Source organism: Arhodomonas sp. KWT2 (genome assembly GCF_041949875.1).
In the GTDB taxonomy this organism is placed as follows: domain Bacteria; phylum Pseudomonadota; class Gammaproteobacteria; order Nitrococcales; family Nitrococcaceae; genus Arhodomonas; species Arhodomonas aquaeolei.
In genome coordinates this window covers 84,099-104,946 of the sequence record NZ_JBHFPQ010000048.1, presented here as the reverse complement: position 1 = coordinate 104,946, position 20,848 = coordinate 84,099, and the positions used below count along the sequence as shown (strand labels likewise).

Annotated in this window: 20 protein-coding genes; 14 read left to right on the top strand and 6 right to left on the bottom strand. The window is 70.5% G+C overall.

What is annotated here, in order from left to right; translation table 11 throughout:
- Positions 1–4: 4 nt before the first annotated feature.
- The gene (locus tag ACEZHJ_RS12270) at positions 5–517 is read right to left on the bottom strand and encodes a TRAP transporter small permease (RefSeq protein WP_163139581.1); all 513 of its coding nucleotides are present in this window, start codon (positions 515–517) and stop codon (positions 5–7) included.
- Positions 517–1,533, bottom strand: coding sequence for a TRAP transporter substrate-binding protein (locus ACEZHJ_RS12265; protein WP_018718781.1), 1,017 nt, complete (start codon positions 1,531–1,533; stop codon positions 517–519). Before ACEZHJ_RS12265 ends, ACEZHJ_RS12270 begins: the two co-directional genes overlap by 1 nt.
- A 225-nt stretch (positions 1,534–1,758) precedes the next feature.
- Between ACEZHJ_RS12265 and ACEZHJ_RS12260 the strand changes: the two genes are divergently transcribed.
- Positions 1,759–2,205, top strand: coding sequence for a MarR family winged helix-turn-helix transcriptional regulator (locus ACEZHJ_RS12260; RefSeq protein ID WP_018718782.1), 447 nt, complete (start codon positions 1,759–1,761; stop codon positions 2,203–2,205).
- Between the two features lie 31 nt (positions 2,206–2,236).
- Here the strand turns inward: ACEZHJ_RS12260 and ACEZHJ_RS12255 are convergent, their stop codons facing one another.
- From ACEZHJ_RS12255 to ACEZHJ_RS12245, 3 genes are read right to left on the bottom strand one after another with little or no spacing between them, the layout of a single operon-like run.
- Positions 2,237–3,817, bottom strand: a complete 1,581-nt coding sequence (locus ACEZHJ_RS12255; RefSeq protein WP_163139578.1) for an indolepyruvate oxidoreductase subunit beta family protein — start codon at positions 3,815–3,817, stop codon at positions 2,237–2,239.
- A 19-nt stretch (positions 3,818–3,836) separates the two neighbouring features.
- Entirely contained in the window at positions 3,837–5,978 is a 2,142-nt protein-coding gene (locus ACEZHJ_RS12250; protein WP_163139576.1) for an indolepyruvate ferredoxin oxidoreductase subunit alpha, read from the bottom strand.
- A gap of 57 nt (positions 5,979–6,035) precedes the next feature.
- Positions 6,036–6,824: a cyclase family protein gene (locus tag ACEZHJ_RS12245; protein WP_018718785.1), complete on the bottom strand. Its 789-nt coding sequence runs from the start codon at positions 6,822–6,824 to the stop codon at positions 6,036–6,038.
- Positions 6,825–7,065: 241 nt separating this feature from the next.
- On the opposite strand from ACEZHJ_RS12245, the gene ACEZHJ_RS12240 reads away from it, so the two are divergent.
- Positions 7,066–7,578, top strand: coding sequence for a MarR family winged helix-turn-helix transcriptional regulator (locus ACEZHJ_RS12240; RefSeq protein ID WP_163139574.1), 513 nt, complete (start codon positions 7,066–7,068; stop codon positions 7,576–7,578).
- 42 nt (positions 7,579–7,620) lie between these two features.
- Here the strand turns inward: ACEZHJ_RS12240 and ACEZHJ_RS12235 are convergent, their stop codons facing one another.
- Entirely contained in the window at positions 7,621–9,987 is a 2,367-nt protein-coding gene (locus ACEZHJ_RS12235) for a bifunctional salicylyl-CoA 5-hydroxylase/oxidoreductase (protein WP_375036551.1), read from the bottom strand.
- A gap of 225 nt (positions 9,988–10,212) precedes the next feature.
- On the opposite strand from ACEZHJ_RS12235, the gene ACEZHJ_RS12230 reads away from it, so the two are divergent.
- The 12 genes from ACEZHJ_RS12230 to ACEZHJ_RS12175 all read left to right on the top strand — a co-directional run bounded on the left by ACEZHJ_RS12230 (position 10,213) and on the right by ACEZHJ_RS12175 (position 20,824).
- A complete protein-coding gene (locus tag ACEZHJ_RS12230) occupies positions 10,213–10,668 on the top strand; it encodes a thioesterase family protein (protein WP_018718788.1) in 456 nt (151 codons plus the stop codon).
- Positions 10,665–11,429, top strand: a complete 765-nt coding sequence (locus tag ACEZHJ_RS12225) for an SDR family NAD(P)-dependent oxidoreductase (protein ID WP_163139570.1) — start codon at positions 10,665–10,667, stop codon at positions 11,427–11,429. The genes ACEZHJ_RS12230 and ACEZHJ_RS12225 overlap by 4 nt, the downstream gene beginning before the upstream one ends.
- A 76-nt stretch (positions 11,430–11,505) precedes the next feature.
- A complete protein-coding gene (locus ACEZHJ_RS12220) occupies positions 11,506–12,315 on the top strand; it encodes an enoyl-CoA hydratase family protein (RefSeq protein ID WP_375036550.1) in 810 nt (269 codons plus the stop codon).
- A gap of 1 nt (position 12,316) precedes the next feature.
- Positions 12,317–13,492, top strand: a complete 1,176-nt coding sequence (locus tag ACEZHJ_RS12215) for an acyl-CoA dehydrogenase family protein (protein ID WP_375036549.1) — start codon at positions 12,317–12,319, stop codon at positions 13,490–13,492.
- Positions 13,489–13,917, top strand: a complete 429-nt coding sequence (locus ACEZHJ_RS12210; protein WP_018718792.1) for a thioesterase family protein — start codon at positions 13,489–13,491, stop codon at positions 13,915–13,917. The genes ACEZHJ_RS12215 and ACEZHJ_RS12210 overlap by 4 nt, the downstream gene beginning before the upstream one ends.
- Before the next feature lie 19 nt (positions 13,918–13,936).
- A complete protein-coding gene (locus ACEZHJ_RS12205) occupies positions 13,937–14,329 on the top strand; it encodes a RidA family protein (RefSeq protein WP_018718793.1) in 393 nt (130 codons plus the stop codon).
- A gap of 215 nt (positions 14,330–14,544) precedes the next feature.
- A complete protein-coding gene (locus tag ACEZHJ_RS12200) occupies positions 14,545–16,170 on the top strand; it encodes an AMP-binding protein (protein WP_375036548.1) in 1,626 nt (541 codons plus the stop codon).
- Between the two features lie 49 nt (positions 16,171–16,219).
- Complete coding sequence (locus ACEZHJ_RS12195) at positions 16,220–17,401, top strand: ABC transporter substrate-binding protein (RefSeq protein WP_018718795.1); 1,182 nt, start codon at positions 16,220–16,222, stop codon at positions 17,399–17,401.
- 76 nt (positions 17,402–17,477) lie between these two features.
- On the top strand, positions 17,478–18,395 hold the full coding sequence (locus tag ACEZHJ_RS12190; protein WP_375036547.1) for a branched-chain amino acid ABC transporter permease: 918 nt from the start codon (positions 17,478–17,480) through the stop codon (positions 18,393–18,395).
- Entirely contained in the window at positions 18,388–19,371 is a 984-nt protein-coding gene (locus tag ACEZHJ_RS12185) for a branched-chain amino acid ABC transporter permease (protein ID WP_375036546.1), read from the top strand. The genes ACEZHJ_RS12190 and ACEZHJ_RS12185 overlap by 8 nt, the downstream gene beginning before the upstream one ends.
- Positions 19,368–20,135, top strand: a complete 768-nt coding sequence (locus ACEZHJ_RS12180; protein WP_163143738.1) for an ABC transporter ATP-binding protein — start codon at positions 19,368–19,370, stop codon at positions 20,133–20,135. Before ACEZHJ_RS12185 ends, ACEZHJ_RS12180 begins: the two co-directional genes overlap by 4 nt.
- Positions 20,135–20,824 carry an ABC transporter ATP-binding protein gene (locus ACEZHJ_RS12175; protein WP_018718799.1) on the top strand — a complete coding sequence of 230 codons (690 nt, stop codon included), beginning with the start codon at positions 20,135–20,137 and terminating at the stop codon, positions 20,822–20,824. Before ACEZHJ_RS12180 ends, ACEZHJ_RS12175 begins: the two co-directional genes overlap by 1 nt.
- Positions 20,825–20,848 lie beyond the last annotated feature (24 nt).

Sequence of the window (20,848 nt, the reverse complement as noted above, 5' to 3'; positions counted from 1 at the left end):
CTCCTCAGCCGTCACCGGGGGCGCGCAGGCCCGTGGCGACGGCGAACGCGTTGCCCGCGAGGATCACCGCCGCCAGCCCGGCCAGTGCCGCCATGACCGCCGCCACCGGCCCCAGCGGGATGCCGAGGAACATGGTGGCGTCGCCGTAGGTGAACAGCCGCGCGGCGTGCGCGGCGAGCCGCCAGGCCAGCACGCCGGCGACCCCGGCGCCGACCAGGTGCACGACGCTCTCCTGCACCCGCCGTGCCGCCGGCCCCAGACGCTCGGTGAGCAGGGTCACGGAGACGTTGCCGCGCTCGAGACAGACCAGCGGCAGGCCCGCGTAGATCAGCAGCGCCATGGCCACCTCGCTGATCTCGAAGGCCCCGAGCAGCGGGGCATCGAAGAAGTAGCGCCCGACCACGTCCACGCTGGTCACCGCGAGCATGAGCACCAGCAGGCAGGCGGCGACGGCGCCGATGACGCCGCGCAACCCGCGCACGCCCCGGACGAGAGCGACGGCTGCCGGGGTCCGCATCACTCGGCCCCGGCGGCCTCGAGCTCGCGGTGCAGTGCGTCCAGGAACGCCTGCCCGTCGACCCCGTCCTCGGCGACCCGCTCGAGCACGCGCTCGCGCAGGCCGTCGGCCTGCTCGGCGATCGCCTCGATCATGGCGTCGTCGGCCTGCTCGATGCGCACGCCGGCGGCACGCAGGTCCTTGCGCCCCTGGCGGTCCGCCCGGTCCCAGGCCCGGCCGGCCAGGCGCGCGAGGTATTCGCCGGAGACACTGTCGATGGCGGCGCGCTCGTCATCGCTCAGGGACTGCCACTTCGCCTGGTTCATCACCACGTAGAAGCTGACGGTGTAGAGCCCGCCGGGGACGACGGTGCCGTAGTCCACCGTGTCCTGGAGGTTGAAGAAGGTCACGCTCTCGTAGGGGAAGACGATGCCGTCGGCCACGCCCTGGGACAGGAGCTCGTAGGACTGCGAGGAGGGCGCGTTGACCGGTACCACCCCGAGCTCCTCGCTGAGCTGAGCGGCCACGCCGCCGGGCACGCGCAGCTTCAGCCCGCTCAGGTCATCGAGGCTGTGCACCGGCCGCCGGCTGTTCCAGATATGCCCGGGCCCGTGGGTGAACAGGCCCAGCAGGTGGACGCCGCGGTGCTCGCCGGAGTCCGCCATGGTCTCCTGGTAGGCGCGCCAGTAGGCCACCGACTTGACCTCGGCGGAGGGTGTCTGCAGCGGCAGCTCGGCGAGCTCGAAGACCGAGAAGCGCCCCGGCGTGTAGCCGTGCACGCTGAAGCCGACGTCCGCCAGGCCGTCGGCGACGAGGTCGTACTGCGCCGGCGGGGGGCCGAGCGGCGAGCTCATCACCTCCACCTGCACGCTGCCGCCGGTGGCCTTCTCCACCGCCTCACCCCAGGGCTTGAGCACGTCCGAGACCAGCAGGTGGCTCGGCGGCAGCCAGTTGGCGACGCGGAGCGTGGTCTGGGACAGCGCCAGCGGCGCCCAGGCAAGTAGCGCGATCGCGAGTAGTCCGGTCCAGCGCGTCATGATCGTGTCTCCTCCGTCATGGGCCGGGGTCACAGGGCCACGGTGTGTCTTTGATATTTATCAACCCTGTGGATTGAACCTAGCACAGGGTTAGATGCATTTGAATAGATTTGTAGATAAAAATTTAGTACATAAAAAATATATCGTTGGACCCGCCCCGTCGGGCCCACGACAATCGGCCGTGACGAACGCCCCGACACGCACAGACAGTGGAACCCTCAGACCATGCGAGAGCCGGTGCGCTACTTCACCGACGACTACCTCTCCTACCTGCTCGCCCGGGCGAGCACGCTCGTGAGCGAGCAGTTCCACGCCCGCGTGAGCGCGGCGGGGCTGCGCATCCCCGAGTGGCGCGTGCTCGCCACGCTCTACGACCGCGAGGCCATGACCATCGGCCACCTCGCCGAGATCACCCTGCTGACGCAGCCCACGCTCACGCGGGTGGTCGCGCGGCTGGAGGACTGCGGGCTGGTGCTCCGGCGCAACGAGCCGGAGGACCGGCGCATCACCCGGGTATCGATCACGCCCGCGGGGCGGGATAAGGTGCAGCCGCTGATCGAGCGGGCCAAGGCCCACGAGGCCCAGGTGCTCAGCGGCTACCCGGAGGCGGAGGTGGAGACGCTCAAGGCCGGCCTGCGCGAGATGATCGCGCGCCTGAGGGAGGGGCAGTAACGCCCCCGGGCGACGCCCGGGGGCACGGACATCAGGCCCCGACGCGCACGGGACGGGCCCGGGTGGTGGCCGCCTGCGGCGTCTCCCCGTCGTCGCCACCGTTCAGGGCGGCAACCGCGGCGGCAAGCTTCTCGCCCTGCTCGTCGGCCAGCGCCGCCTCGCGCAGGCGCCGGACCACCGCGGCGGGCTCCTCGTCGCCGTCATAGCCGTCGATGACGCCCATGATGGTGTTGAAGTTGCTCAGCCCGCGGGCGTGGGTGTCGCCATAGCCCTTGACCAGGCGCTGGCACCGGGCGATCTCCACCGCCAGCGCGTAGTCCGGAGCCACGGTCTGGTGGATGCGCCCGAGCCAGGCCTCGATACGCGCCATCTCCTCGCGGAAGCGCAGGGTCGAGCGCCGCCAGCGCCGCATCCGCGAGACGGTCCACAGGAGCATGAACCCCGACAGCGTCGCGGTGCGCACGTGCCGGCCCTTGCGGGTGAACGGCTCCAGCGGGCGCTGCAGGCGCGGCGAGTTCAGCAGCAGCCGGCCCAGCGGCGCGGGCAGGGTGTCGCAGATCTCCTCGATGCGCGGGTGCATGAACTCGGTGACGTAGACGAGCTGATCGTCGCCGGCGCGCACCTCCCGGCGAAAGCGCTCGAACCGGCTGGCCCGCGTCTTGAGGTCCGCCACCCGGATGGTGTCCTCGTAGGACATCCACAGCGCCAGGTACCGGGCCGCCTCGGTGGTGAGCAGGTAGTCCCGGGTCTCGCCGCCGTGGGCCTCGTCCAGCGCCAGCACCGCCTCCACGCGGTCGACGTAGTCCCGCGCGTAGGCCGGGTCCTGGTAGTCGGCGAGCCGGCGCATGCCCTCGACCACGTTGAAGTGGGCGACCTCGGGGAAGCGGCCGCGCACGCGCTCGAGCTGCTCGCGCAGCACGGGGTGCTGCGGGTCGGGCTCGGACGGCGCCGGGCGGCTGTGATCCGGCGCCTCGGGCTCGCCCTGGGCCCGTTCGAAGGCGTCGCCGAAGGCCGCCAGGCTCGCCTCCACACCGATGCCCCCGCGGCGGATGGCCTCCTCGAACGCGGCCCGCTCGAAGGGCAGCCGCCCGGAGCCGGCCAGCGCCCCGAACAGCGTCGAGCTGATAACGCTGCCGTGGGACTCCGCCACCGCGGCCATGTCGAAGTAGATAAACGACTTCGCCGCCTGCTCCCCGGCCTCCAGGACCTTGCCGTCGTCGAGGATGCCATCGCCCATCGCGGTCTTCTCGCCGATGGCGTAGACGCGGTGGGTGGAGGCGATGAGCGTGGTGCGATCCGGGGTCACGATCCCGCGCTGTACCGCACGCCCGGCCTCCATGAACTCCGCGGCGATGACCACGTCCACGTCGCCGGGCATGGGCATGAGCGCCAGCACCGGGTCCCGGCCGGCCTTGCGGGCGGCGTGCTCGGGGAAGATCTCCACGTAGTACAGCGTCGCCCCGGTGCGCTGGGCGACGCCGGGCACGGAGGTGGTCTGGGCGAGGTAGCCCTGGGACTCGGCGAGGCTGACGATCCAGTCCGCCAGCACGCCGCCGCCCTGCCCGCCCATCGCCTGTATGGCGATGCTGATCGGTCTGATGGAACGGTCCACGAATGCCTCCTGTGCGCCGCTACATCGCGTAGCGTTCGATCCGCCGCGCCTCGCGGCGCTGGAAGAAACCGATCACCGCGTCGCGCACGCGCTTGGCGAACCGGTCCCAGGCGGTCGGGTTGTGGATGATCTCGGCCCGGTAGAACGACGGGCAGAGCACCGCGGCGTGCGCGACCTGCCCGCACAGCCCGCAGCCCACGCAGCTGTCCTCGACGTGGGCCACCGGGTCGCTGCGCAGCGGGTCCGGGTTGGGCTTGACCGACAGCGACGGACAGCCGGAGAGGCGGATGCAGGAGTGATCGCCGGTGCAGGTGTCGCTGTCCACGCCGAAGCGCTCGCGCACCACGCGCTTGCCGCCCTTGAGCAGGTTGCGGAATACCGGCTTCTCGCGGCGCTGGCGGTTGAGCATGCACTCGGACTCGGCGATCACCACCTTGGGCCCGGAGGACTCGGTGGTCAGCGCCTCGCGCAGGGTGTCGCGCATGGTGCCGACATCGTAGGTGTTGGTGATCCGCCGCACCCAGTTCACGCCGACGCCGCGCACCGCCTGCTCGATGGACTGTTTCGTGCTGCGGATCGGGTTCTCCGCCTTCGAGGAGAGGATGTCCTGGCCGCCGGTCGCCGCGGAGTAGCCGTTGTCCACGATCACCGTGACGTTGTCGCTCTGGTTGAACACCGCGTTGCCCACACTGCTCGCCAGGCCGTTGTGCCAGAACCCGCCGTCGCCGACGATGCTGATGCTGCGCCGCGCCCCCGGGGCGTTGAACGCCGCCGCGCCGGCACCGCCCAGACCGTAGCCCATGGTGGTGTTGCCGATGTTGAACGGCGGCAGGATCGAGAACAGGTGGCAGCCGATATCGCAGCTCACGTGGTGCTCGCCGAGCTCGCGCTCGACCAGCTTCATGGCGGTGAAGATCGGCCGCTCCGGGCAGCCGGTGCAGAAGCCCGGCGGGCGCGGCGGCACCACCTCGTCCAGCCCCTCCATGCCGGCGGCGGCGCTGGAGGCCGCGGCGCCGGGCAGGCGCGCGACGTCCGGGGCATGCTGTTCCAGGAACTGCCGGATGCCATCGGCGAGCACCGCGCCGGTGTACTCGCCGGCCTTGGGCAGCATGTCCTTGCCGTGGATGCGCGTCTGCAGGTCGGCGCGGCGGAGGATCGCGTGCAGGGCCTGCTCGATGTACTCCGGCTGGCCCTCCTCGATCATCAGCACCGCATCCTTGCCGGCGCAGAACGACTTCACCTCGTCGTCCACCAGCGGGTAGGTGACGTTGAGCACATACAGCGGGATGCGGGTATCGCCGAAGCTGTCCGCCAGCCCGAGGCGCTCCAGCGCGCGGATGACGCTGTTGTAGAGCCCGCCCTGGAGGATCAGGCCGATGTCGCCGCGCTCGCCCTCGAAGAACTCGTTGAGCCCGTGCTCCTGGATGAACGACACTGCCGCCGGCCAGCGGCGGTCGACCTTCTCGTGCTCGTGCAGGAAGCTCGAGGGCGGCAGCACGATGCGGCTCGGATCGCGCACCGGGTGCTCCATGGCGTCGCTGAGCGTGTACGCCGGGCGCACGTTGTCCTTGGCCTCGAAACGGCCGTGGACGTGGCAGGCGCGGATGCGCAGCTCCAGCATCACCGGCGTGTTGCTCGCCTCCGAGAGCTCGAACCCCTTCTCCACCGACTCGACGATGCTGCCCAGGTTGGGCCGCGGATCGAGGAGCCACATCTGCGACTTCATGGCGAAGGCGTGGGTACGCTCCTGCATGATGCTGGAGCCCTCGCCGTAGTCCTCGCCGACGATCACCAGCGAGCCGCCGGTGACGCCACCGGAGGCGAGCTGCGCGAGGGCATCGGAGGCGACGTTGGTGCCCACGGTGGACTTCCACGCCACCGCCCCGCGAATGGGATAGTTCACCGACGCGGCCAGGGTCGCCGCGGCGGTGGCCTCGGAGGCGGACGACTCGAAGTGGACGTCCAGCTCCTCGAGGATCTCGTTGGCGTCGGTGAGCACGTCCATCAGGTGGGAGATGGGCGCACCCTGGTAGCCGGCGACGTAACCGACCCCCGACTGCAGCAGCGCCTTGGTGACCGCGAGTATCCCCTCTCCGTGGAATTCCTCGCCGGCCCCCATGCGCAGCTTCTTGACTTCTTTCGCGAAAGAACGCTCCGCCATAGCTCTCTACTCCGTGCCCGCGGCGACCGCCAACGGCCGCCGCGGACGACAGCGGGTTCAGTCGCCGGTGACCAGGGCGACGACGCGGCAGGGGCTGCCCGAGCCGTCCTCGATCTTCAGCGGCGCGGCGATCACCACGGCCCCCGTGGGGGGCAGCCGGTCGAGGTTGGTGAGGCTCGCGAGCCCGAACTTGTTGGTGCCGTGCATGACATTGTGGCAGGGGAACGGCGGGTCCATCTGCGGCGCCTGGCCGGCATCGGTGCCCACCGTCTCGGTGCCGAAGCCGAGCACGTCGCGCTCCTCGGCGAGGAACTTCACGACCTCGTGGCTGGGCCCGGGGGTATGGGCGCCGTCCTCGCGCATGTTGAGAAAGGCGTCCGGGTCGGTGCGCTCGGACCACTGCGTGCGGAACAGCACCCAGTGGCCAGCGGGGATGCGTCCGTGCTCGCGCTCCCAGGCCTCGACATGCTCGCGGCCGAGCAGGAAGTCCTCGTCCGCGCTGGCGTAGGCGGTGCAGTCGATCACGCAGGCGGGGGCGATGAAATGCTGCGGATCGACGGTGTCGGTGGCGTTTTGCTCGAAGTCCTTGCCGGTGACCCAGTGGATCGGCGCATCGAAGTGGGTGCCGGTGTGCTCGCCGCAGGAGATGTTGTTCCAGTACCAGGCGGGACCGCGCTCGTCGTAGCGGGAGATCTCCTCCTTGCGGAAGGGCCAGCCCTGGTTGAACTGCTCCGGCAGCTGGAGCACCGGGGTGTCATTGGTCAGGGTGACGCTGAGATCGACGATGCGCACGTCGCCGCCGGCAATGGCGCCGGCAAGCTGGGTGACGAGGTTGCTGGACTGCATGATGCGCTCTCCTCCCGGATATGGCGTTTGGCGTTGGCGTGTTCTGAAGGGCCGGGAACGCCGGTAACTGTAGACGATTACCGCGGCGGCCCGGGACCGTGTCCGCTTATGTTGTTTACGTATAAAACATTTAACTGTCAGATATCAACCCGTCACGCGTACCGCTGCCGCTGGTATCATTGCGTGTCGATCCGCCGGCGTCCCGCCGCCGGCGGACGCAGTCGCGAACGAGGAGGAGCGAATGACACAGCCCGGCCGTGAGCACGGCGGCGCGACGCCGCTCGACGAGGCGACCATGCTGCCCCACAGCAAGCGCTCGCTGCGCGCGTGGCTGCACCTGATCAAGTGCTCCAAGCGCGTGGAGCAGGCCATCTCCGATCTCTTCCGCGACGATTTCGACAGCTCGCTGTCGCGCTTCGACGTGCTCGCGCACCTGGACTACGTCCACCCCGAGGCCCTGAGCACATCCGCGCTCGCCCAGCGGCTGCTCGCCTCCAAGGGCAACATCACCCGGCTGCTCGACCGCATGGAGGGCGACGGGCTGATCCATCGCCGCCCCTCCAGCCGCGACCGCCGGGTGAGCGACGTCTACCTCACCGACACCGGCACCCGGCTGTTCCATGCCATGGCCGACGCCCACGAGGCGTGGTCCGACGAGATCTTCGGCATCCTCGACGACGGCGAGCTCGACGAGCTCGTCGGCCTGCTCGACCGCGTGCGCCACCGCCTGGAGGCCCGCGGGGACCAGGACTGAGCCCCGGCGACACCGTCGTCGGCGCCGCCGGTACGACCGTACTCAGGCGGCCCGGCCCGCTCCCGGGCGCTCGGCCCCGGCACCGGAGTCGTCCGTGACCTCGTGGCTGCGCGGGCGCGTGCGCACCTGCAGGTCGGTGAGCTCCTCGCGGTCCTTCTCGGCCGTGCGGTAGGCCTGGAAACGGCCGGCACCGTAGACCCGGTGCCAGGCGACGTCCCGCTGCTGGTACCAGGCCCCGGCATGCAGGGTGAAGTACGGGTCGGAGAGGTGCGGCCGCGCCAGCGCGACCAGGTCCGCACGCTCCGCCATGAGGATGGTGTTCACCTGGTCGGCGGTGGTGATGTTGCCCACGGCCATGGTCGCGACGCCGCTCTCGTTGCGCACCTTGTCGGCGAACGGGGTCTGGAACATGCGCCCGTATACGGGCTTCTGGTCCGGCACCGTCTGCCCCGCGGAGACGTCGATGAGGTCGACCCCGGCGTCGCGGAAGGCCCGGGCGATGGCGCTCAGGTCGGCGTCCGAGAGGCCGCCCTCCTTCCAGTCGGTCGCCGAGATACGCACCGACATCGGCTTGTCCTGCGGCCAGACCGCGCGGACCCCCTCGAAGACCTCCAGGGGATAGCGCAGACGGTTCTCGATGCCGCCGCCATATTCGTCGTCGCGGACGTTGGTCAGCGGCGAGAGGAAGCTCGCGAGCAGGTAGCCGTGGGCCATGTGGACCTCGAGCATGTCGAAGCCCGCCTCCTCGGCGAGCCGCGCCGAGCGCACGAAGTCGTCCCGTACCCGGTCCATGTCGGCGCGGCTCATCTCCACCGGCACCTGGCTCTCGCCCTCGAAATAGGGGATGGGCGAGGCGGAATAGACCGGCCAGTTGCCCTCCGGCAGGGGGTGGTCCATGCGCTCCCAGCCCACCTGGGTCGAGCCCTTGCGCCCGGCGTGACCGAGCTGCATGCAGATGCGCGTGTCCGACTGGGCGTGGACGAAATCCACGATCCGGCGGAAGGCGTCGCGCTGGGCCTCGTTCCACAGCCCGGTGCAGCCGGGGGTGATTCGGGCGTCCGGGGACACGCAGGTCATCTCCGTGTACATCAGCCCGGCGCCGCCGACGGCACGGCTGCCGTAGTGCACCAGGTGCCAGTCGTTGGGCACGCCCTCCTCGGCCATATACTGCGCCATCGGCGAGACCACCACGCGGTTGGGCACGGTCATACCGCGCAGGCGCAGCGGCGTGAACATCGGCGGCGTGCCGTCGGCGGCCTCGAAGCCGCGCTCGCGCTCGCGGCGCAGGAACCACGCGTTGCAGCGGTCGACGAAGGACTGGTCACGCAGCTGGAGGTTCTCGTAGGTCAGCTTCTTCGCCCGGGACATGAGCGCGAAGGCGAACGGCTCCGGGTCCATGCCCCAGTGCCGGTCGATGTTCTCGAACCAGGCGAGGGAGACGTCCGCGGCGTGCTGGGTGATCTCCACCTCGGTGCGGCGGCCCTCCTCGAAGTCCGCCAGGGCCGCGGCGACGTCGCCGGTGTGTGCCTTCACGGACTCGAACAGGGCGATGGCGCTCTCCATGGCGAGCTTGGTGCCCGAGCCGATGGAGTAGTGCGCGGTGTGCTGGGAGTCACCGAGCAGGACGATGTTGTCCTTGACCCAGCGTTCGTTGCGGATCATCGGGAACTGCCGCCAGATCGAGCGGTTGGCGATCAGCGGGTGGCCGTCGAGTTCCTGGTCGAAGACCTCCTCGAGCACCGGGATGAACTCGTCCTCGCCCATCCGGTCGAAACCCAGCCCCTGCCAGGTCTCCGGTGCCATCTCCACCACCCAGGTGCTGCGGCCCGGCTCGTACTGGTAGCAGTGGGCGACCACCACGCCGTACTCCGTCTCCTGGAAGAAGTACTTGAAGGCATCGAACTCGCGGCTCGAGCCCAGCCAGCAGAAGTAGTTCCGGCGCCAGTCGAAGCGCGGCCGGAACCAGTCGCGGTGATTCTCGCGGATGCGGCTGTTGATGCCGTCGGCGGCGACGATGATGTCGCTGTCGGCGAACCGTGACTCGTCCTCAACCTCGGTGTTGAAATGCATGGTCACGCCGAGCTCGCGGCAGCGCTGCTGGAGGATCTGCAGCAGGGTCAGCCGCGAGCAGCCGCAGAAGCCATTGCCGCCTGAAGTGAGCACGTGGCCCTGGTAGTGCACGTCCACGTCGCCCCAGTAGGCGAAGCTGCGGCGGATCGCCTCGTAGGAGGCGTTGTCGTAGTCGTCGAGGAATCCGAGGGTCTCGTCGGAGAACACCACGCCGAAGCCGAAGGTGCTGTCCGGCGCATTACGCTCGTAGACGCTGACCTCCCAGTCCGGCCACTGTTTCTTGGTCAGCAGCGCCATGTACAGCCCGCCCGGTCCGCCGCCGATGATGGTGATCTTCATCGCTCCTCCGCAGTCGTCGTTCTGTCTGCCCGATTGTCCGTATCCGGCCGCCAGCGGCCGTGGATAGAGGCAGTATAATCGCGTTATCTTACACGTCAACTTCTTACCTATAATGGATATGCCGCAGTTCGATCATAGCTAAACATTTTATACTTGAATTAAATCGGGGCACCGCTTAGCCTGAGCGCACCAATACGGGGCATGCCGCCCCCGGGAGCGGAACGGATGCAGGAACTGATCACGTCACTGCCGGTCACCGGCGTCTGGTGCGACGCCACCGCGACGGTACACGGCTGGCGCTACCTGGAGGTGGTCAACCGCCTGATCGAGGACTGGTTCGAGCGGGTCGGGCATTCGTTTACCGACATGCACGTCAGCGCGGATACCGGCACCCCCACCACCCGGCTCACCCTCGACGTGGCCACGCCGGCACGGCTCGGCGAGACCCTGGAGGTGCGGCTGCGCCTGCTCCGGCTCGGCCGCAGCTCGCTGGGCTTCCGGGTTACCGGGACCTGTGACGGCGCGCCGCGGCTGGACGCCGAGGCCACGCTGGTGTGGGTGCACAACGAAAACGGCCGACTGGCCAGCCGCCCCATCCCGGAGGCGCTGCGCGGGCGCATGCGCACGTGGCTCGATGGATCCGGGGACAAGGAAACCGTACAACCGGGAGCCGAGGCATGAACGATAACGCCCCACGCCACGCCGTGATCACCGGCGGCGGCACCGGCATCGGTGCCGCCATCGCCCGGCGCCTCGCCGCCGAGGGTATGGACGTCACCCTGATGGGCCGCCGCGCCGGTCCGCTGGAGGACACCGCCGCCCGCATCCCGGGGGCACGCGCGATCACGGCGGACGTCACCGATGCCGACGCCGTCGCCGCGGCGTTCACCGAGGCGCGCTCGGCACACGGCCCGGTGGACGTGCTGGTGAACAACGCCGGCGCCGCGCGCACCGCGCCGTTTCACCGGCTCTCTGCCGGGGACTGGCAGGCGATGCTCGACGTCAATCTCTCGGGGGTCTTCCACTGCATGCAGGCCGCCGTCGCCGACATGCGCGAGAGCGGCAGCGGGCGCGTGGTCAACATCGCCAGCACCGCCGCGCTCAAGGGCTACCCCTACGTGGCCGGCTACTGCGCCGCCAAGCACGGCGTCGTGGGGCTGACCCGGGCGGTGGCCCTGGAGCTCGCCCGCGAACGGATCACGGTCAACGCCGTGTGCCCCGGCTACACGGACACCGAGCTGGTGGCCAACGCCCTGGACACCATCACCGAGAAGACCGGGCGCTCCCGCGAGGAGGCGCTCCAGGAGTTCGTGAAGGTCAACCCGCAGCGGCGCCTCGTCCAGCCCGAGGAGGTCGCGGAGACGGTGGCCTGGCTGTGCCGCGCGAACGCCGCCGCGGTCACCGGCCAGGCGATCTCCGTGTCCGGCGGCGAGGTGATGTAGCCGCCGGCGCGCGCGCCGCGGAACCGCGGCCCCGATCCGGCGGAACGGACGACGCGAATCAGAGGAGAGAACGAGCATGGACCCGAATACCTACCGCCCCGAGCACTTCCGCTGGGAGATGCGCGGCGAGACCGCGCTGATCACCCTGGACCGGCCGGAGCGCAAGAACCCGCTGACCTTCGACTCCTACGCCGAGCTGCGCGACCTGTTCCGCTCGCTGGTGTACGTCGACGGGGTCAAGGCGGTCGTCATCCAGGGCGCCGGCGGGAACTTCTGCTCCGGCGGCGACGTGCACGAGATCATCGGCCCGCTGACCGAGCGCGACATGAAGGGCCTGCTCGCCTTCACCCGCATGACCGGCGACCTGGTCAAGGCCATCCGCGCCTGCCCCCAGCCGGTGATCGCCGCCATCGACGGCGTCTGCGCCGGTGCCGGCGCGGCCATCGCCATGGCCGCGGACATCCGCTACGGCACCCCCCGGGCGAAGGTCGCCTACCTGTTCACCCGGGTGGGGCTCGCCGGCTGCGACATGGGCGCCTGCGCGATCCTGCCGCGCATCATCGGCCAGGGCCGCGCCTCGGAGCTGCTGTTCACCGGGCGCAGCATGCGCGCCGAGGAGGGCGAGCGCTGGGGCTTCTACAACCGCCTCTGCGAGCCCGGGACACTCGGCGACGACGCACTGGCGATGGCGGAGCAGCTCGTCGCCGGGCCGAACTTCGCCCACGGCATCACCAAGACCATGCTCAACCAGGAGTGGAACATGGGGCTGGACCAGGCCATCGAGTCCGAGGCCCAGGCCCAGGCGGTGTGCATGCAGACCGAGGACTTCCGGCGCGCCTACCGGGCCTTCGTCGCCCGCGAGCAGCCGGTGTTCGAGGGCGACTGACATGAGCGACCGCAGTTTCCTCGACTGGCCCTTCTTCGAGGCCCGGCACCGCGCGCACGCCGCGGACCTGGACGCCTGGGCGCGGGAGGCCGTGACCGGCCTGGACGAGTCGGACGTGGACGCCACCTGCCGCGAGCTCGTCCGCCGTCTTGGCGCCGGCGGCTGGCTCGCCCCCTGCGTGGCCCTGGACGCCGGCGACCGCCTGGATGTGCGCACCCTGTGCCTGACCCGCGAGACCCTGGCGCGGCACGACGGGCTCGCCGACTTCGCCTTCGCCATGCAGGGGCTCGGCACCGGTCCCATCTCGCTGTTCGGCACCCCGGAGCAGCGCGGGCGCTGGCTGCCGCCGGTGCGCGCCGGCGAGGCCGTCGCCGCGTTCGCCCTCTCCGAGCCGGAGGCGGGATCGGACGTCAGCGCCCTCGCCACCACGGCCCGGCGCGAGGGCGACGAGTACGTGCTCGACGGCACCAAGACGTGGATATCCAACGGCGGCATCGCCGACGTCTACACGGTGTTCGCCCGCACCGGCGAGGGTCCCGGTGCGAAGGGCCTCTCGGCGTTCGTCGTGCCCGCCGGTACCCCGGGCTTCTCGGTGCCCGGGCGTATCGAGCTGATGGCGCCGCACCCGCTCGGCACCCTGCGCTTCGAGGGCTGCCGCATCCCCGCCGCGAACCGGATCGGCGAGCCCGGCAAGGGCTTCCGCATCGCCATGGCCACTCTGGACGTGTTCCGGTCCACGGTGGGCGCGGCGGCCCTCGGCTTCGCCCGGCGCGCGCTGGACGAGGCCCTTGGCCACACCACCCGCCGCGAGCTCTTCGGCGCACCGCTCGCCGACATGCAGCTCACCCAGGCGAAGCTCGCGGACATGGCGCTGGACGTCGACGCCAGCGCGCTGCTGGTCTACCGCGCCGCCTGGGCGAAGGACTGCCACGCCGAGCGGGTCACCCGCGAGGCCTCGATGGCCAAGCTCCACGCCACCGAGCACGCCCAGCGGGTGATCGACGCGGCGGTGCAGATGCACGGCGGCCACGGCGTCACCTCCGGCGTGCCAGTGGAGCGGCTCTACCGCGACATCCGCGCGCTGCGGATCTACGAGGGTGCCTCGGAGATCCAGCAGCAGGTGATCGCCCGCCAGGTGCTCTCGGCCTTCCGCGACGGCGGGGGTAACGGGGCATGAGCACGCCGGTCCACCGCGCCACCCGCCAGGTGCGTTTCCAGCACTGCGACCCGGCGGGCATCGTGTTCTACCCCCGCTACTTCGAGCTCCTGGAGGAGATCGTGACCACCTGGCTCGCCTCGCTCACCGACGCCGGCAGCGAGGCCGCCCTGCTCGCTGCCCGCGGCGAAGCACCGAGGATCGAGCGGCTGGAGTGCCGGTTCTCCCGTCCGAGCCTGCTCGGCGAGCACATCGACTACACGCTCGAGGTGCGGGACGTCGACGCCGCCCGCGTGACCCTCGACTACCGCATCCAGCACGGCACGGAGGAGCGGGTCGCCGGCACGATCGTGCTGCGCTGGTACCGCTTCGCGCCCCGGCCCGAGGCCGCGGCGCTGCCGCCGACCCTGCGCACGCGGCTGGGCCCGCCGGCGCAACGAACCTGATCCAAGGAGAGTAACCGCTATGCAGACCGTCAATCCGGAAGGCTGGAAGCGCCCCAAGGGCTACTCCAACGGCACCACCGCCCGGGGCCGCATGGTCTTCACCGGCGGCCTGGTCGGCTGGGACGAGACCGAGAGCTTTCCCAGCAGCGACTTCATCGACCAGGTCCGCCAGGTGCTGAAGAACACCGTCGCCGTGCTCGGCGCCGCCGACGCCGGCCCGGAGCACGTCGTGCGCATGACCTGGTACATCACCGACAAGCACGAGTACCTGGCGCGGCTCAAGGAGATGGGTGAGGCCTACCGCGAGGTCATGGGCCGCACCTTCCCCGCCATGGCCATGGTACAGGTCGCCGCCCTGATCGAGGACGACGCCAAGGTCGAGGTCGAGACCACCGCCGTGGTACCGGACTGAGCCGTCCCGCGGCGCGCCGCCGCGGGATGCGGCGGCGCGTCAACGAAAACACTTTGCATATAAAAAAGTAAAATCTAAACTTTTGTCCCGTAACGCGGCTGACCGCCGCTGACGGGACGGATAACGACAATGCGGCCGCCGGGCCGCCACCCCACGTGGAGACCACCGCCCACGTGCGGCCCCGGACGGCACGCGGACAAGGGGAGAGAGGAGCAATGACGCGCCCGCTGCGGGATACGTTCGCGGACGAGCACCTGCCGCCACCGTCGCAATGGCCGGTCCTCGACCTGTCGCACCCGGCCTATCACTTCCCGGACCGGTTCAACTGCGTGACCGAGCTGCTCGACCGCTGGATCGAGCGCGGCCATGGCGGGCACCGCTGCCTGCTCACGCCGGATGCCACCTGGTCCTATAACGACCTCCACGAGACGGTGAACCGCCTCGCCAACTACCTCGTCTCCGGGATGGGGATGGTGCCGGGCAACCGCGTACTGCTGCGCGCCCCCAACAATCCGATGATGGTGGCCGCCTACCTGGCGGTGATGAAGGCCGGAGGCATCGCCGTGGGCACCATGCCCATGCTGCGCGCCGGCGAGCTGGCGCCGATCGTGGAAAAGGCGCGGATCACTCACGCCCTGTGCGACATCCGCCTCGCCGACGAGCTGTGCGCCACCGCCGAGACCCACCCGGTGCTCGAGCACTGCGCCTTCTTCGGCGGCGGTCCCGGCACGCTGGACAATGCGCTAGAGGACCAGCCCACGACCTTCGAGGCGTGGGACAGTGCCGCCGACGAGACCTGCCTGATCGCGTTCACCTCGGGGACCACCGGCGCCCCCAAGGGCACCATGCACTTCCACCGGGACATGCTCGCGATCTGCGAGGGCTTCTCCCGGCAGATCCTGCGCCCCGATCCGGACGACCTGTTCACGGGCAGCCCGCCTATCGCCTTCACCTTCGGCCTCGGCGGGCTGGTGCTCTTCCCCCTGCACGCGGGCGCCGCCACCCTGCTGCTGGAGCGCGCCCCGCCCGCGGAACTGCTCGGCCATATCGAGCGCCATCGCGTGAGCGTGGTGTTCACCGCCCCCACGGCCTACCGCGCGATGGCCGCCGAGGCGGGACGCTTCGATCTCGCGAGCTGGCACAAGGGAGTGTCCGCCGGCGAGCACCTGCCCGCCGCGACCTGGCACGACGTCCACGAAAAGCTCGGGCTGCGGCTGATCGACGGCATCGGCGCCACCGAGATGCTGCACATCTTCATCTCCGCCCGCGAGGAGGACATCCGCCCCGGCAGCACCGGCCGGCCGGTGCCCGGCTACGAGGTCCGTATCCTCGACGACGACGGCAACGAGGCACCGGAGAACACCCCCGGACGCCTCGCCGTGCGCGGCCCCACGGGCTGCCGCTATCTCGACGACGAACGCCAGGCCCGCTACGTGCAGGACGGCTGGAACATCACCGGCGACACCTTCCGCCGCGACGCGGACGGCTACCTCTGGTACGTCGCCCGCTCCGATGACATGATCGTCTCCGCGGGCTACAACATCTCCGGGCCCGAGGTCGAGAACGCCCTGCTCTCCCACGAGGCCGTCGCCGAGTGCGCGGTGATCGGCGTGCCCGACGTGGACCGGGGACGGATCGTGAAGGCCTACGTGGTCCCCGCGGCGGGGGTGACCGGCGACGACGAACTGGCGGCGGCGCTGCAGGCGCACGTCAAGGCCACCATCGCGCCGTACAAGTATCCGCGGGCGATCGGCTTCGTCGACGCCCTGCCCCGCACCGCCACCGGCAAGCTCCAGCGCTTCCGGCTGCGCGAGGCCGGGGAGGAGGCCGGCGGGGCCTGAGCGGTGCCGGCCCGGCGCATACAATCACAACACGAGCGAGGATAACGGCATGACACGGGGAACCTTCCGCCTGGCCGCTGCGGCGGCCGCACTGTGCACCGCCGTCGCGGGCGCTGCGAGTGCCGCGCCGGTGAAGATCGGCATGATCACCACGCTGTCCACCGGGGGCGGCTACCTCGGCGAGGACATCCGCAACGGCTTCCGCCTGGCGATGGAGCAGAACGACGGCAGGCTCGGCGGCGTCGACGTGGAGCTGATCGTCGAGGACGACGGCCGCAAGCCCGGCAACGCCCGCCAGATCGCCACCCGGCTGATCCAGAGCGAGGGCGTGAAAGTCATGACCGGCTCGGTGTTCTCCAACGTCGCCATGGCCACCATCCCCAAGATCGTGCGCGACGGGGTGATCTACATCTCCCCCAACGCCGGGCCGGCCAAGCTCGCCGGTCGGCTGTGCCACGAGAACTACTTCAACGCCGCCTACCAGAACGACAACTTCTACGAGGCGATGGGGCAGTACTTCACCGACGAGGGACTGGACAACGTCTACCTCCTCGCCCCCAACTACGCCGCCGGCAAGGACGCGCTCACCGGCTTCAAGCGCTACTACGAGGGTAACGTCGTCGGCGAGGTCTACACCCAGCTCGGCCAGACCGACTACGCCGCGGAGATCGCCGAGCTGCGCGACGCCGACCCGGACAACGTGTTCTTCTTCTATCCCGGCGGCATGGGCATCAACTTCATCAAGCAGTACGTCCAGGCGGGCCTCGACGAGTCCATCCCGCTGTACGGCCCGGGCTTCTCGGCGGACAACACCCTGGTCGACGCCGTCGGCGACGCCGCGCTCGGCATCGTCAACTCGGCGCACTGGAGCAAGGACCTGGACAACCCGGTCAACCGCCGCTTCGTCGCCGACTACACCGAGCGCTACGACCGCGAGCCGACCCTCTATGCCGCCCAGGGCTACGACACCGCCCGCCTGATCGGCAGCGCGCTGGCGGCCACCGGCGGCGACGTCTCCGACACCGCGGCGCTGCGCGAGGCGCTGGCGGCGGCGGACTTCGATTCCGTGCGCGGCGACTTCCGCTTCAACACCAACCACCACCCGATCCAGGACATCTACGTCCGCAAGGTGGTCCGCGAGGACGACGGCAACCTCACCAACCAGCTGGTGGCGAAGGTCTTCGACGACCACGAGGACGCCTACGCCGGCGAGTGCGCCCTGGGCCAGTGACGTAGCGCCGGGGCGGCGCCGGGGCATCCGCCCGCGGCGCCGCCCGCGCCCTTGATCTCTTCGGGAGCCGATCGGGATGCAGCTGCTGCTCGAACAGGTGCTGAACGGCCTGCAGTTCGGGGTCACCCTGCTGCTGATGGCCTCGGGCCTGACCCTGGTGTTCGGCATCATGCGGCTGATCAACCTCGCCCACGGGTCGCTGTTCATGGTGGGCGCCTACGTCGGCGCGACGGCGCTCGCCTACACCGGCAGCTTCCTCCTCGGCCTCGCTGCCGGGGTGGCGGCCGCCGCGCTCACCGGCATGGCCATGGAGGCACTGATCATCCGGCGGCTCTACCGCCGCGACCACCTCGACCAGGTGCTCGCCACCTTCGGGCTGATCCTGTTCTTCAACGAGCTGGTGCGCGTGGTCTGGGGGCGGCAGCCGCTCAGCATGGACACCCCGGCGTGGCTGTCGGGCCACGAGACGGTGCTGCCCGGCGTGCCCTATCCGTCGTTCCGGCTGGCGGTGATCGCCGTGGGCGTGGCGGTCATCGCCCTGCTCTACGTGCTGATCATGCGCACCCGCGTGGGCATGCGCATCCGCGCCGGTGCCAGCAACCGCGAGATGATCGCCGCCCTGGGGGTCAACATCCGGCTGCTCTACACCCTGGTGTTCGGCTTCGGCGCCTGCCTCGCCGGGCTCGCCGGGGTGATGGCCGCGCCGTTCCTGGCGGTGCAGTCCGGCATGGGCGAGGACATCCTCATCCTGACCTTCGTGGTGATCGTGATCGGCGGCATCGGCTCGATCCGCGGCGCGGTGGCCGGGGCGCTGCTGGTGGGCGTGGTCGACACCCTGGGCCGCGCCTACCTGCCCGACCTGTTCGCCCTGTGGCTGCCGCCGGCCTCCGCCGGGACGGTGGGCACGGCGCTGTCGTCCATGGCCATCTACGTACTCATGGCCGCGGTGCTCGCCATCCGCCCGCAGGGCCTGTTCGGGGGCGCCCATGACTAGCGCCCCGCTGCGCGCCCGACTCGCCACCGTCGTGCTCCTCGCCGGCCTCGCGCTGCTGCCGCCGGTGGCGGCGATGATCGGCGATCCGTACCTGGTGACGCTGGCCAACCGCGCGGTGATCTACGGCCTCGCCGCGATGGCGCTCGACCTGATCATGGGCTACGGCCGCCTGGTGAGCTTCGGCCACGCCGCGTTCTTCGGCCTCGGGGCCTACACCGTCGGCATCCTCAGCACCCACGTGATGCAGGGCATCCCCCTGGTGTTCGGCTGGAACGGGAGCAACGAGGCCCTGATCGCCTGGCCCCTCGCCATGGCGGTCAGCGCCGCCTACGCCGCCTTCGTAGGCGTGATCTCGCTGCGCACCTCCGGGGTGTACTTCATCATGATCACCCTGGCGTTCGCGCAGATGGTCTACTACCTGTTCGTCTCCCTGCCCGCCTACGGCGGCCAGGACGGGCTGTCGCTGTGGCTGCGCAACACCGCCGCCGGGGTCGCGCTCGACGACCGCACCGGCTTCTACTACCTCTGCCTGGGCGTGCTCGTGGCCGTGTGGGCGCTGCTCACCCGGGTGGTGAACTCGCGCTTCGGCCGCGTCCTGCAGGGCTGCCGGGAGAACGAGCGGCGCATGCGCGCGCTGGGTTTCCGGCCCATGCCCTACCGGCTCACCGCCTTCGTGATCTCCGGTGCACTGACCGGCCTGGCGGGCGCACTGGTCGCCAACCACCAGGAATTCGTCAGCCCGGCGCTGATGACGTGGTCGCAGTCCGGGCAGTTCATGGTCATCGTCCTGCTCGGCGGACTCGCCAGCCTCGTCGGCCCGATCTACGGCGCCGTGGCGCTGCTGGTGCTCGAGGAGACGCTGGTGTCGGTGACCCAGCACTGGCAGCTGGTGCTCGGGCCGGTGCTGGTGCTGGCGGTGCTGTTCTTCCGCGGCGGCCTCTACGGTGCCCTGTCCGGACGGGGGGGACGGCAATGACTGAGGCACAGGCGGCGGCGGTCCCGACCTTCGAGGCGCGCGCGCTGTACAAGCGCTTCGGCGGCCTGCAGGCCACCGACGGCCTCTCGCTGGCGCTCGAGCGCGGGCGGGTGCACGCGCTGATCGGCCCCAACGGCGCCGGCAAGACCACCGCGCTGGCACAGCTCAGCGGCGAGCTGCGCCCGGACGAGGGCAGTATCCACCTCGACGGCCGCGACGTCACCGCGCTGGACATGCCGGCACGGGCCCGTCTCGGCATTGCCCGCTCGTTCCAGATCACCGCCGTGTTCGAGTCGTTCACGGTGCGGGAGAACGTCGCCCTCGCCGTGCAGTCCCGGGCCCGCCACCACTTCCACTTCTTCGGCAACGCCGCCCGGGACCGGCGGCTCACCGACGCGGCGGACGCCGCGCTGGAGCAGGTGGGCCTCGCCGATGCCGGCGGACACCGCGTCGCCGCCCTCGCCCACGGCCAGAAGCGCCAGCTCGAGATCGCCATGGCGCTGGCCACCGAGCCGCAGGTCCTGCTGCTCGACGAGCCCATGGCCGGCATGGGCGCGGCGGAGAGCGAGGTCGTCGCCTCGCTGCTGGAGCGCCTGCGCGCGCGTTACGCGGTCCTGCTCATCGAGCACGACATGGACGTGGTCTTCCGCCTCGCCGACACCCTGAGCGTGCTGGTCGGCGGGCGGCTGATCGCCAGCGGCCCGCCCGGCGAGGTCCGCGACGACCCGGACGTGCAGGCCGCCTACCTGCAGGAGTCGTTCTGATGCTGGAGCTCGAGGGCGTCGAGAGCGCCTACGGCAGCAGCCGCGTCCTCTTCGGCGTGGACCTCACCGTCGGCGAGGGTGAGGTGGTGAGCCTGCTCGGGCGCAACGGCATGGGCAAGACCACCACCGTGCGTGCGATCACCGGGCTGACGCCGCCGCGGGCGGGCACGATCCGCTTCCGGGGCCGGCGCATCGACGGCCGCCCGGCCTACCGCATCGCCCGCGCCGGCATCGGCCTGGTCCCGGAGGGCCGGCAGATCTTCCCGAACCTCAGCGTGGAGGAGAACCTCGTGGCCGCCGCCCGCGGCCGCGGCTGGGACCTGGCGGCGGTCTACGGGCTGTTCCCGCGGCTCGCCGAACGGCGGGACAACCCGGGCACCCGGCTGTCCGGCGGCGAGCAGCAGATGCTCGCCATCGGCCGCGCGCTGATGACCAACCCGCGGCTGCTCATCCTCGACGAGGCCACCGAGGGCCTGGCCCCGGTGATACGCTCGGACATCTGGGCGTGCATCCGCCGGCTGCGCGAGCTGGGACAGTCGCTGCTGATCATCGACGCCGGCCTGGAGGCGCTGCTGGCGGTGTGCGACCGCCACTACATCATCGACCGCGGACGCATCGCCTGGCACGGCGACGGCGAGGCGTTCCGCGCCGAGGCCGGGGCGCTGCAGCGGCGCTACCTGAGCGTGTGAGAACCCCCTACCGCCGCGGAACGG

Excerpts from the sequence above, each read along its gene's own strand:
- ACEZHJ_RS12270 (WP_163139581.1), bottom strand. The coding sequence starts at position 517 with ATGCGGACCCCGGCAGCCGTCGCTCTCGTCCGGGGCGTGCGCGGGTTG.
- ACEZHJ_RS12265 (WP_018718781.1), bottom strand. The coding sequence starts at position 1,533 with ATGACGCGCTGGACCGGACTACTCGCGATCGCGCTACTTGCCTGGGCG.
- ACEZHJ_RS12260 (WP_018718782.1), top strand. The coding sequence starts at position 1,759 with ATGCGAGAGCCGGTGCGCTACTTCACCGACGACTACCTCTCCTACCTG.
- ACEZHJ_RS12250 (WP_163139576.1), bottom strand. The coding sequence starts at position 5,978 with ATGGCGGAGCGTTCTTTCGCGAAAGAAGTCAAGAAGCTGCGCATGGGG.
- ACEZHJ_RS12245 (WP_018718785.1), bottom strand. The coding sequence starts at position 6,824 with ATGCAGTCCAGCAACCTCGTCACCCAGCTTGCCGGCGCCATTGCCGGC.
- ACEZHJ_RS12240 (WP_163139574.1), top strand. The coding sequence starts at position 7,066 with ATGACACAGCCCGGCCGTGAGCACGGCGGCGCGACGCCGCTCGACGAG.
- ACEZHJ_RS12235 (WP_375036551.1), bottom strand. The coding sequence starts at position 9,987 with ATGAAGATCACCATCATCGGCGGCGGACCGGGCGGGCTGTACATGGCG.
- ACEZHJ_RS12230 (WP_018718788.1), top strand. The coding sequence starts at position 10,213 with ATGCAGGAACTGATCACGTCACTGCCGGTCACCGGCGTCTGGTGCGAC.
- ACEZHJ_RS12225 (WP_163139570.1), top strand. The coding sequence starts at position 10,665 with ATGAACGATAACGCCCCACGCCACGCCGTGATCACCGGCGGCGGCACC.
- ACEZHJ_RS12220 (WP_375036550.1), top strand. The coding sequence starts at position 11,506 with ATGGACCCGAATACCTACCGCCCCGAGCACTTCCGCTGGGAGATGCGC.
- ACEZHJ_RS12215 (WP_375036549.1), top strand. The coding sequence starts at position 12,317 with ATGAGCGACCGCAGTTTCCTCGACTGGCCCTTCTTCGAGGCCCGGCAC.
- ACEZHJ_RS12210 (WP_018718792.1), top strand. The coding sequence starts at position 13,489 with ATGAGCACGCCGGTCCACCGCGCCACCCGCCAGGTGCGTTTCCAGCAC.
- ACEZHJ_RS12205 (WP_018718793.1), top strand. The coding sequence starts at position 13,937 with ATGCAGACCGTCAATCCGGAAGGCTGGAAGCGCCCCAAGGGCTACTCC.
- ACEZHJ_RS12200 (WP_375036548.1), top strand. The coding sequence starts at position 14,545 with ATGACGCGCCCGCTGCGGGATACGTTCGCGGACGAGCACCTGCCGCCA.
- ACEZHJ_RS12195 (WP_018718795.1), top strand. The coding sequence starts at position 16,220 with ATGACACGGGGAACCTTCCGCCTGGCCGCTGCGGCGGCCGCACTGTGC.
- ACEZHJ_RS12190 (WP_375036547.1), top strand. The coding sequence starts at position 17,478 with ATGCAGCTGCTGCTCGAACAGGTGCTGAACGGCCTGCAGTTCGGGGTC.
- ACEZHJ_RS12185 (WP_375036546.1), top strand. The coding sequence starts at position 18,388 with ATGACTAGCGCCCCGCTGCGCGCCCGACTCGCCACCGTCGTGCTCCTC.
- ACEZHJ_RS12180 (WP_163143738.1), top strand. The coding sequence starts at position 19,368 with ATGACTGAGGCACAGGCGGCGGCGGTCCCGACCTTCGAGGCGCGCGCG.
- ACEZHJ_RS12175 (WP_018718799.1), top strand. The coding sequence starts at position 20,135 with ATGCTGGAGCTCGAGGGCGTCGAGAGCGCCTACGGCAGCAGCCGCGTC.